Below are 10,970 nucleotides of genomic sequence, written 5' to 3'. Positions count from 1 at the left end.
CAGCAATAATCACCAAAGCAGACGTATCCAATGCAAAAACACCGTGCTTACTTTCGTACTTCAGCTCTTTGAAGCCTTCATTGTATGGGTTATTGATAAACTTCTCTGAGCCTTCAACATCAGAGACTTTAATCGCGGCCCCCATATCACCAAACATGAGCCAAACACCCGCTTCAGGCGTTGTAGGTGGTCTGCTTGCATCTCCTGCTGCATCAGGTAGAGATTCCCACTCTACAACTGGATAACCAAGAATATGAAACTCACCGTCTTTATCGGAAACCATCAGCAAGTCGCCATCTGGGCCAACTAACTTACGCATAAATTTTCTGGTGTTACTGTTCATATACCAGCATGCTGTTGGGTAATATTTTGATGGCAATAACGATTCAGCTTCTTGCATTATGATTAAGAAGTCTTTTAAGTGTTCATAATTCCCAATCTGAAGTGGGTAACCTTCTAAATATAAAGATGAGATAACACGAAAATATGCAGGATCGCGGATCTCTGTATCCTTCCAGCTCTCGCCACCCTCAATGGCAACATCCAAATGTTTAGGGCCAATGATTGTGTTGAAGACAGATTGAACCTTGGACTCACCCTCTTCAACAGCACAAACGTCCTGATAAAAACCGTCATTAACCGCATTGGATTCATTCCACATCTCATTATCAATCTGGTATTTCTTGAACACCTTGAAATAAGTGCCAGTGGAGGCCCAAAACGGATCTTCATGGTCAGGATGACGGGCAAGAACAAGCTCTTTAAAACCTTCGCCTGGTACAGTTCCGCTTGAGGCTTTTTGTAGTAGCTGTTGTGATTTTCGAGCCTGCTTGTGAACCGTATTTCCAACCCATTGCTGGTCAAGAATTACGGAATTAGGCTGGGATGCCACGTACTCGCTTAGATTGGTGATTTTATCCATATCAACCACCATTAAGCCGTAAAGGCTACAGCTCGGACGGCATCATTTTCAGCGATGGCCATCATGTCCCATTGTTCCTGGTAATACTTAACAGCACCATCGACAGTGAACGGATCAATAATTAGCGAGCTATGCAGAGAGCTACGATTGACAACTTTTGACATGTTGCCGAATAGAATGCCAACCTCTTTGCCAGTGCCAACCATAGGATCAACCCAGTTATCGACAATCTCAACATCGTAACCAAGTAGCTTATAGCCAAGGTCATCAATCAGATCTTTTTTGAATAGCGGGCGACCGTTTTCATCCTTACGGTTTTCAAGGTGCTCCCATACCTCAACCGGCATATACCAACGCAGGTCTTCACCGTACTTGTTGCGAGATACTGAATTCTTAACCGTTAGCAATAGCGCAATCAGATCGTCGTTGGTGGTTGGCAAGCCGTTGTCTACACCTGACTTGATAACCTGAATAACTTCACGGTGACGAGCATCATCACCCTTTAGGGCTTCAGTGTATGAAGGCTGCGCACCTTCTTCGGCTTCTTCGGCTGCTGTTCGGTAGTCAACAATGTCACGCAGTAGACCGCGAACACCTTCAATATTTGAATCACCGCGCTTTGCATCACCGAACAAAAATTCAGTTTCAACCTGACGAGCAACATCATCCTGACAAATTGCTTGGATCATGCCAGCAAGGCCCTGACCATAGATATTCTCGAAAAGAACCTCATTCGACAGAATGTATTTTTTGTGCGGCTTGAAGCCATAGAACTTATTCGCCTTAAATGTAGGCGTATCAGTTAAGTCAGGGTCTTGGCGCGTTGGATTCCACTCGCTTGTACGGCCATCACTAGTGCGAGAATCTAACGTGATAAGGCTAGAATCTCGATTATTCAGACCACGGAAAAACATCGAATCCAAAAGGGCGCTATTAGTGCGAGGGGTAATATCCGCAGCATCAATTAACTCTGCTGGAATAATGTCCTGACTATTGCCTGTCCAAGCTGATTTGGTTTCGCAGTAAATAGGATCTGTTGAGTATTCAGTGACACCGCGCTCCTTTAAGAATTGCTGGAATGACTTACCCTGTTTAACTTCGTTAAGCAGGTAATCATCAACATGCTTCAGCATTTCTTTTGAAGGCTCGATGACCTCTTTCTTGAAGGCTACCGGGTCAGCTTTTTGTTTAGCTTCCAGCGTTGAGAAATGGTCTTTTAGATCAGAAATATCCTGATCATGCTCTTTGAGCTGGTCATTGTTGTGCTCGATAGAATCACGCGCAAAGCGGATCGCATCCTCTGGGGTGTTCTTGTAGTTCGTAGGGTTTGGAGCTTGAGTTCGCATTCGGTAAACCTGTTTGAATAGGCTTGCCGGCGAACCAAAAGGACTGAAGACGAAACAGCCAGCAAACCTAAATTAATAGAATTAGGTTTGCCAAGCGTCCCGCATGGCAGGCGTTCCCTAGCATCAATCCCAAGCCCAGCATCTCGCTGGGTGGCGGCTATCTGCTTCAAGCAGGAACAGAGCAACTATACACACTGAGTGTGTATATCCCCGCGATAGAGATCACATTTTTCCACCCAAAAAGCCTGCATCAAAAATAATGTCATGATACATTTTTGACACTGATCAAAAATTGTCATGGAGTAGGTCATGATTAGTGTCAATGACACATGTAACGTCACAGGTTTGTCACGGAAAACCATATATAGAAAAATGGAATCTGGGGAGCTTCCTTACATTCAGCAAGGTAGAAAACGCCTAGTATCTGAAGCCGATGCTCTAGCTTTAAGACCGATCCCAAAATCCGTGTCAAATGACACAAAATGTCACTGTGTCGAGTTACGTGCCACCATTGAGTCACTGACACAAGAAATGACACAATTAAAAAATGAAGTGCGTCACCTGACACAAGCCATGACATCGATGAGCAAGCCCAAAGAACAGGCCCCCAAGACAAAGCAAGAAAACGCTCCAAGTGGTCAGCAAAATGCTAATGATGAGAGAGCGCGGATTGCTAAGGAGAAGCTGTTTGCTGCTCTATATGAGATGGACGAAATTCCGATCTATCGAGGCAAGCCATCGATTACAGGAATCCATAAAGCCACTGGTATCGACCGTGGGACAATCAGCAAATATATCGATGAGTGGGAGCCAAAAGCCAAAAGCTAAGAGCAAGGGCTTTTTATGCCATCCCTTCGGGCTGATCTTATTTATATGCTCGCTTTGCTGCGCTGGTTATCGCTATTAGGCTCGATGCCCTGGTCATTGGGTAGGGCGCTTTAATACGCCTCCGGCGGGTTAGCCAAACTGGGGGGATCCGGTCTTGGCTCGGGGTTGGTGCGAAAAAATAAGCCCAGATAGCCGCTGGGCTTAAGATCATAGTGCAAATCATCCCTAGCTTTATCTCATCAACACATAAATTGATTTATAAAGCACCTAGATGATATCAGCGATAAGCCACCACTATGAAGTCCAGCCAAGCTAATCGTTTGGATTTCAGGCACAAAAAAGCCCAGCGGTTAAGCTGGGCCTTCTCGCCAAGGATAAGGGCCTTCCTTGACACTCAGCCAATGGAGTATCGAAAAATAGGCGAGATGGATACTAGCAGGGCAGCTCGCTCCTTTCTAACCCAATATCCGCACAAATCTCATTTCTCGGTTCTATTTCAAATTTTTGGCAATAAAATCCAAATTTTCGGCCATTTGTTAAATTTTAGAAAAAAAAGGTTTCAACTTACATTCGCGAAAAATCGAGGGGTCGTCGATTGGTTAAGAGAGGCCCTTTTTTTGTTTGGCCTCCCCCCCCTTAAATATTTCGCCTTATATCAGCTCAGAACGTGGGATATAGCCAAGGATGCTGCTTTCTTCATCCAATCCATTGCAATCAAGCTTTATCATCTCGCCAGCAATATAGTTCTTCAAATCTGTACAGAAAAACTCTGAGTTAGGCTCACTACAGATATTCCCTCTCATATCTAACAGCATACACCTAGTGCCTTGTGACTCAATTGACACATATCCAAGCACACAAAAGCTATCGACATCATCATCGTTATATACACTTGAGCAATCAATAACAGTGGCTACCAATGGATATACAGATACAACTAACTTATTGCCACATCGCATGGTATGTATCGTGTATAGATTTGGGTTGTGGTTAGGGACAATATTATATTTATGCATTACTTCTACACCTTCGGAACGGTGTAGCACACTATCTACGCATGAAGTTTAATGTCCACAAATATCGGGGGAACGCCCTGCGAAAGCTATATTTTTAGGCCTTTCGCCCTTTTTTTGATATGTATTGTGCAAAACAATTGTTTTGTGCAAAACAATTTCAGATAACTTCGGCTATTCAGCCAATATCCCAAGACTTAACGTGTAATTATGAGCGCTTCGAACCAAGCGCCCAGATCGTATTTAACATATTAGAAGATAATGCGCAGTCGTCATGACAATGCATTATCTTTCATGACAGTTAATTCATCACTACAGTGTCACTTTGCTGGGCAATACCAACGAGATTATCCATTGCCCTTTCGCGAACAATAGCCGTGAAGATATCCACGTTACCGATGGTGTCAGCCGGATTAGGACAGCCATCAAGCATCTTATCCAGAATGGCTTCCATCATGTTTCTGATTTCCACGTTCTCGCCATACTGATGATCTATTTCGTTGTAAGTAATCTTCTCTAGAAAGCCACAGTATTCAAACAACAGCCTTTGAGCCTCGGCAGTTAGATTACTGTCCTCCAACGAATCCATGATCATGGCAAACAGGTGAGCATCTGTTACTCGTATTTTTTTAGTCATACGTTTCGCGCCTATACGATTTGAGCCGCAAACCTAACATGCCTGGTATAACCAAAACAGGTCTAACACGCCTTATACGTTCAACAGGCTAAGACCTAATCAGCTTAATACGCTTAATACGCTTAATACGTCTAATACGCCAAAGTGGTCGAACCGACTACATTCACGCTATTCAACAGTTGAATGTCCACTCTTGATCGTTGTACGGAGTTCCGAACGCCAATTTTTTCCAGTGTCCAGCCGGACACTAAGCCAAGCCCTGAAGAAAACTCCCAGCTTGGCTATCCAGCGCGGAGCGCATTATCACCAGTCAATCACCAACTGGTCTTCATAATCTCCACCAACTCCGGGCTTCCAGTAATTCGCTCTTTTCTGACTCGGAAGCGCCACCTCTCTATCAGGCAAATCACCCCAATAATCAGCGCTCACACCGCTGTCTATTTTTTGTACAGAATGTATGGCACTTTGTGGGTTTTTCTTTAGAATAACCTCCGAAAGTGCCATACATTTTTGTTTTGCGACATGGCAAATTAATCCCATTTTTTCTTCGTTAACCACCAGTATTCGGATGGCTTTTCTGCCCCCGTCATAGACACCAATCTTATTGCTGGAAATCTCAATACCAGCCTTCTCAAACATCGGCTTGAGTAGTTTCTTGGCACACTTTGGCTTAACCGATTTCGGCTTGCTGAACTTAGCTGGGATGATTCCAAGATAGGAATACAAGAGGCGGTCACTCCAAATGTCTTCAAGCAATGCCTTCTCTTGTTGCTGGGTAATTCGACCGCTCACCATGCCATCTTCGATCTTGATGTCAGTCATGCTTAACAGCTCTTTGAAGATTGCTGCCTTCACGTTCACGAAAGAGCGCTGGCTCGACGACAGCTCTTTGGTTTCGTCGTGGATCTCTTCGCCATCCATAAGGGCTTCAAGCATACGGATTCGACCTCTACCGCGACCGTTATTCCAAAGCTCGATATGTTCCTCTTCAAGCGATGACAAACCAAAGTAAGTGCGGATCTTGAATGACTCCAATTGAGCGCGCTCAGTCTCGCTCTTGTTGTCGGTGTTTTTCAGCACGGTGTATTCATGCTGGTCAATCTGGGTTGAGTTCAGCATCAATGATGTGAAGTGTTCTTTGTCAGCCTTACGCATCTCACCCATACCACTGTAATCAGCGGCTCGCTCTTCGCAGTGGGAAATGCTGAACTTGTACGCCTGTAACTGATGGTAAAGCCCTACAGCAAACATATTCTTTGCCGTAGTCTCTTTGGCTTTCTGGATGTTGATAAAGCGGTTCAGCGGTTTGCTCTCCGCCTCTTCGTTGTAGCCTTCGAAGTTGCCCAGGGCTTCTTGCTGTGACTCCATCACGGCAACATCTTCAATGCCTTCGTTGTATGACTCGGCAACAGCGATAAACCATGAAGTAAGGTTTCGAGCACGGCGCATCATCTGGATGGCATCTTGTGGCGTAATTGACTTACCAGCAAAGATACAAACACCATGGTCAAAATGGTCTGACTCAATCGATACGCCAGAACGCATGGAAGGGCTATGAATGACAGCATCGTACTGGCTTGCCGCTTCGGTAGGGTTGCGGAGGAAGTCCTGCACTTCTCTTGTCTTGGTGGTTTGGCTGTTAATCACCAATACCTTTGCGCTTGGCACTGTTTGGTTGATTATCTTGCCAGTGTATTTGGCAGTATCACGCCCATCAGTGGCAATGATTACCTTTTTGCCATCCAACAGCATTGCAATGCTCTTCTCGATGGCTGTATCACGCGCAGGGATACGATCATGCGCACCGTAAACCCATTCAACGCTATAGCCATTATCTTGGCGTGGTACTTCATACACGTTGAATTTTTCGTTCGGTCGGCATGACTCCAAGAAATGGATCACCGTGTCATCGAGGTCGGCATCCATAACCAGAACACGCTTGGCTTTTGATACGATAGCAACCAGCTTGTTGTATAGCTGGGCGCGTTCAAGTTCGTTGATGTGGTCGCCAGTACCTAGCGCAGCCAATACCTGGCTAATTTCATCAATCAGGATTGAGTCAACGTCATCGAGCCATGTTTCAAGCGTTGAGATCATCGAGTTCAGGCAGATAGCCAAGGCGTTACGGCTTTCCTCGGCAATGGCTTGCTTGTAGTTACAGCGCATTAGGGCAGAGATACGCTTAATCTCTGCCTTGTACTCTTCATAGCCAGTTATCTCGAATCGCTTGGCGATGTTCAGTGTCAGGCTTTGAAGGTGGCACATCGCCATAAACTTGCCGCTTGAGTCATTGGCAAAAGGGATTCCAACATGCCCCGTTTTACCAGCACCATGACCAGCCGAAAGAACGTGAACGCCATCCCCGAGCCCGCCAATGTCGGCAAGGTCGGTGATTAGATGGTAATTGTGGCGAACCTTCACCAGTGGCCCCATGGTGATCAAGCTGACCGCTTTATTTGCAGTCTTGTTTACGTGCTTGGCGATCATCCACTTCAGCTTGGTGATGGTTTCCGTAGATAGCTTGTTGTTGTATGCCAGCAAGTGATCCATGAACTCTTCGGCTGTCTGCCATTTCACTGGGATATCCCTTAGATGGCGCAGACTAAGAGCCATCGCATAAGCGGCGATCTCTTCATGGTTCTCAAGGCTGGCGAACTTCTCCAGCGGCTTTTTAACGTCTGTTAGGTTAGGGCGTTTTAGCGCCCAAATGTCAAAGCTTGGGATGTTCATTCTGCACCGCCATTACCAGCAAGGCGTTGCTGAATCTTGAAAGCTGTTTGGTTGTGTTCGGTGACGGTTCGATTGTGTCCCGTCTTGGATGAGGTGACGATAAACATATCGCCTGCAGCAATCAGAGCCGCGTTGTGGTCGCCTTCATGCTCAAGCCATTTGTAGACAGAGAAGGCATCGAATGCCTTGCCGTTCTCACCACCGAAAAGCGGATCCTCTGAATGGTGGGAGTAGTACCCTGTCCCATTGTTGAAGACGATAATCCCAGCTTTTCCGCTTTGGCTATTGGGGTGAATGTACTTAGTGCCATGGCGCTTAAAACCATAGTCAGCAAGCAAAGCATGAATGCTTGTATGATGGTTGTAGGCTGCAATTGGCGATACCGATTGAGCTGGGTCAACCGTGTCAGACCATGACACATCAGCCCTAAACGCTCCGCTAGGGTTAGCCAATCTGGATGTTGCCGCCTCTTCCTTCTCGTACTCGATGCCCTCAAGGGTCAGCCTGATGATATGGTCGCGAGACAAGCCGCCTTTTGACAGCTCGAACTTGTGCCAATAGTGAACCGTTGAGTCGTTGACCGTTGGAAGGAATGACACCTGGCACACGCTCGCCATCGCCCGGTCGCTGCCTGGCACTGTTCGGATAAGCCCTTTCTGCATTTTGACCCAAGCATCAGCGCAAACTGGCAAAGGTAGGCGCAGAATAATGCGCCAGCGCTTCATGGGAGCAACGCCAGCGGCTTTTGACTTCATGCTCGATGCAGTGGCATAGCAAACATAATCGCAATCGAATCCAGCCATCAGAGAGGCGATTTCATCCTCTTCATAGTGGTGGCTGTCGATGTCCAAGACCAGACAGTTCATCTTGTCATGAGCGATGATGTCTTTTTTCTGCTTGGATTTTGTGCCAGTGCAAATGAATACCGGTGTTTCGTTCTTATCCGTGCTGTAAGGGTTGGCGGCTTTTTGTGCCAACCACTCGAAACTTGCTTTATGACCGCTCACCTTGTCGTCGACGGTCTTGAATAGCGATAGCTTTAGATTTTTATTAGGTGCTAGAATGCGCTCTGAATACATTTATAATTATTCCAATGAATATCCCATGCGTTGCAGCGCGTGGGTTTTTTTTACCAAAAACAAATTTCCGTTTAAAAATTGACCTGCAAATAGGCGCAATTAGCCAAAGGCTATGAACGGTATTGATTCGGCTTTATTGGATGAAATGTATTCTTGCTTAGGTTGGCGCTCCCAAGACTCAGGCAAAGCATCATCCTCGATAGTGAAATCGCGGTTTGATGGGAATTCTTGGGCTTTAGGCTGTGGCAATTCAAGGCCACTAAGATCGACGTAGGTCAGTAGACCATCGGTGATAGGATTGAAAACTTCGTCAATTGATGCGGCCTTGTGAAGCTTGATCACCATGTTATTGATGAATTCATGCTCCCTGTTGTTCAGATTTTGGCTTAACGTTACCAGTTTCACGGTTGCCTCTCTTGCTATTTAGGCAGCCATCACGCACAATTGACTTGTTGAGGGTCGTTTGTGCACTTTGACTGCAATTAACGATTTTAGAGAAAACCCCGAGGTTGCCGCCTTGGGGTTTTTTCGTTTCTGCAAGCCATCTTACATACAATGACCGCTTCCAACAATGGCCGAAATTCCACGGATTGACTGACTGCTCACACCTCGGGCGATTTTTATGGCCGCTTGCATCGAACGCAGGCCAGATAATGGCCATCATCACCACCAACGAATACATTGATCTTGAGCTTTGTCTGACCGCAGATATCACATGAGTAAGTGTCATTACAAAAGCGCTTCAGGTAATAAAGATGCTTTCCCTTCAGCTCGGCTTCCTTGGCAAGAACCTTCGATTTAATTTGCGGATCGATGATTAATTTCTTCCCGCCGTCACTAGGGTAAAACTTCCTAGAAGCCAGTTCCCACCCGGTCGTACTGACGTAACCATCAAGGCAATTTGGCATAAATCCTCCAAATAAGCCGCCACGGTGGGCGGCTGTTCGTTATGCCGCTTTTAGCATGTCGTGAATTTCATTCATCATTTGCTCAATCAAGCCATGGTCGCACTTAACATCATCCACACGGCTTTCGTCATTAGCCGGGAACGTGACAAGGCTAGCCTCTTTCAAGGTCACGACTTTAAGCAGATTGGCGCCCTGGTTGCGGTCGTAAGACTCATCATCAACCGTGTAGCCAATACTGATGCCAGTAAGCGCACCCTGCTTGGCCAGCGCATAGGCCTCACGACCCCGCGTAACTTCAAGGTTGAGCTTGCCAACGGCATAGAGGCCATGGGAATCCTCCCGTAACTCCTCCCAGACCCCGATTGGCTCATCAGTCTTGTGTTGGTACAGCATCGGCAACTTACGGCCTTTCAGGGCTTGCAGAGAGGCATTAAACGCACCCGGCAAGGTGATATCGCCAGCGTAGTCCTTAACGTTGAAAACATTCAGGTAGCCAGAAATCTCGCCCACATCTGACAGGGACTTAAAGCAAAAGTCAGTCGATTTGTTTTTCATGGCTAACCTCCCAGCGCCGCTTAAAGTTTTTGATCTCTTCTTCGCTGAAATGCTTATCAAGCAAGTACCCAGTGAACCGGCCCCAGTGGTAACGGGGCACAAATTTCCTAATCATCTCGCCGGTCTTGGGAGTGACAAAGGCGTGAATTGTGTCTCGCTCATCCATCTTGAAGAGCCTCCACTTCATGCTTTAGCTTGGCCAACTCGGCCTCACGGTATTCCTGATGCTCTTTTAGCTCATCGACCTTGCCGGCAAGCTCAGAGATTAAATCGTGAAGGCGCTTATCATCTGCTTGGTTTTCATCCCGGTTAATAATTTCAGCCGTTTCCTTGCTGAAATAAAAGCGATTGAAGTTGCCGGCTTCATATTTGCAGTAGTGGTTAATTAGAAATTCAACGAATGCACTACGCTTTTTCTCTGGGATATTCTCCTGAAGAGTATTAAGAGCGCGCTTGCTAATAGAGATATTGATGCGCACTTTCTTTTCATCATTCAGATTGATCATTACTTTTCCTTACTAGGCGAGGGCTACCCCGCCTTAAATTAATTTCGCCAGAACCGCTTCTTTCTAGCTTGTTTCTTTCTCAGCCAGTAAAAGAGCATCTCTATGGAATAGGCGCTTCTTTCTGAGGAATATAAGGGGAATTAAGCGCAGCAATAATCACCAAAGCAGACGTATCCAATGCAAAAACACCGTGCTTACTTTCGTACTTCAGCTCTTTGAAGCCTTCATTGTATGGGTTATTGATAAACTTCTCTGAGCCTTCAACATCAGAGACTTTAATCGCGGCCCCCATATCACCAAACATGAGCCAAACACCCGCTTCAGGCGTTGTAGGTGGTCTGCTTGCATCTCCTGCTGCATCAGGTAGAGATTCCCACTCTACAACTGGATAACCAAGAATATGAAACTCACCGTCTTTATCGGAAACCATCAGCAAGTCGCCATCT

12 protein-coding genes are annotated in these 10,970 nt (G+C 46.1%); 1 reads left to right on the top strand and 11 read right to left on the bottom strand.

Going from position 1 to position 10,970, the window contains the following annotated elements:
* Positions 1 to 922: phage major capsid protein (locus tag L4D79_RS29730; protein WP_428657404.1), on the bottom strand; the 922-nt coding region annotated here is incomplete at its 3' end.
* Between the two features lie 11 nt (positions 923 to 933).
* The gene (locus tag L4D79_RS29725) at positions 934 to 2,268 is read right to left on the bottom strand and encodes a phage major capsid protein (protein ID WP_428657402.1); all 1,335 of its coding nucleotides are present in this window, start codon (positions 2,266 to 2,268) and stop codon (positions 934 to 936) included.
* A gap of 309 nt (positions 2,269 to 2,577) precedes the next feature.
* Here L4D79_RS29725 and L4D79_RS29720 point away from each other — a divergent pair, with 309 nt between their 5' ends.
* Entirely contained in the window at positions 2,578 to 3,096 is a 519-nt protein-coding gene (locus L4D79_RS29720; protein WP_428657400.1) for a helix-turn-helix domain-containing protein, read from the top strand.
* Between the two features lie 650 nt (positions 3,097 to 3,746).
* Here the strand turns inward: L4D79_RS29720 and L4D79_RS29715 are convergent.
* From L4D79_RS29715 to L4D79_RS29675, 9 genes are all read right to left on the bottom strand, one after another.
* Positions 3,747 to 3,911: a hypothetical protein gene (locus tag L4D79_RS29715; protein ID WP_428657398.1), complete on the bottom strand. Its 165-nt coding sequence runs from the start codon at positions 3,909 to 3,911 to the stop codon at positions 3,747 to 3,749.
* A 499-nt stretch (positions 3,912 to 4,410) separates the two neighbouring features.
* The gene (locus L4D79_RS29710) at positions 4,411 to 4,746 is read right to left on the bottom strand and encodes a hypothetical protein (protein WP_428657396.1); all 336 of its coding nucleotides are present in this window, start codon (positions 4,744 to 4,746) and stop codon (positions 4,411 to 4,413) included.
* Positions 4,747 to 5,049: 303 nt separating this feature from the next.
* The gene (locus L4D79_RS29705) at positions 5,050 to 7,476 is read right to left on the bottom strand and encodes a plasmid replication protein, CyRepA1 family (RefSeq protein WP_428657394.1); all 2,427 of its coding nucleotides are present in this window, start codon (positions 7,474 to 7,476) and stop codon (positions 5,050 to 5,052) included.
* Positions 7,473 to 8,555, bottom strand: a complete 1,083-nt coding sequence (locus L4D79_RS29700; protein ID WP_428657392.1) for a hypothetical protein — start codon at positions 8,553 to 8,555, stop codon at positions 7,473 to 7,475. The genes L4D79_RS29705 and L4D79_RS29700 overlap by 4 nt, the downstream gene beginning before the upstream one ends.
* Before the next feature lie 99 nt (positions 8,556 to 8,654).
* Positions 8,655 to 8,960, bottom strand: a complete 306-nt coding sequence (locus L4D79_RS29695) for a hypothetical protein (protein WP_428657390.1) — start codon at positions 8,958 to 8,960, stop codon at positions 8,655 to 8,657.
* 215 nt (positions 8,961 to 9,175) lie between these two features.
* Positions 9,176 to 9,463 carry a hypothetical protein gene (locus L4D79_RS29690; RefSeq protein ID WP_428657388.1) on the bottom strand — a complete coding sequence of 96 codons (288 nt, stop codon included), beginning with the start codon at positions 9,461 to 9,463 and terminating at the stop codon, positions 9,176 to 9,178.
* Positions 9,464 to 9,502: 39 nt separating this feature from the next.
* On the bottom strand, positions 9,503 to 10,018 hold the full coding sequence (locus L4D79_RS29685; RefSeq protein WP_428657386.1) for an HK97 family phage prohead protease: 516 nt from the start codon (positions 10,016 to 10,018) through the stop codon (positions 9,503 to 9,505).
* Positions 10,019 to 10,176: 158 nt separating this feature from the next.
* On the bottom strand, positions 10,177 to 10,524 hold the full coding sequence (locus L4D79_RS29680) for a hypothetical protein (RefSeq protein ID WP_428657384.1): 348 nt from the start codon (positions 10,522 to 10,524) through the stop codon (positions 10,177 to 10,179).
* A 100-nt stretch (positions 10,525 to 10,624) separates the two neighbouring features.
* Positions 10,625 to 10,970: hypothetical protein (locus L4D79_RS29675; protein WP_428657382.1), on the bottom strand; the 346-nt coding region annotated here is incomplete at its 5' end.

This window comes from Photobacterium satsumensis (assembly GCF_050336935.1).
GTDB lineage: Bacteria > Pseudomonadota > Gammaproteobacteria > Enterobacterales > Vibrionaceae > Photobacterium > Photobacterium satsumensis.
Note: the sequence above shows the minus strand (reverse complement) of the source record. Positions and strands in the feature narration are given on the sequence as shown.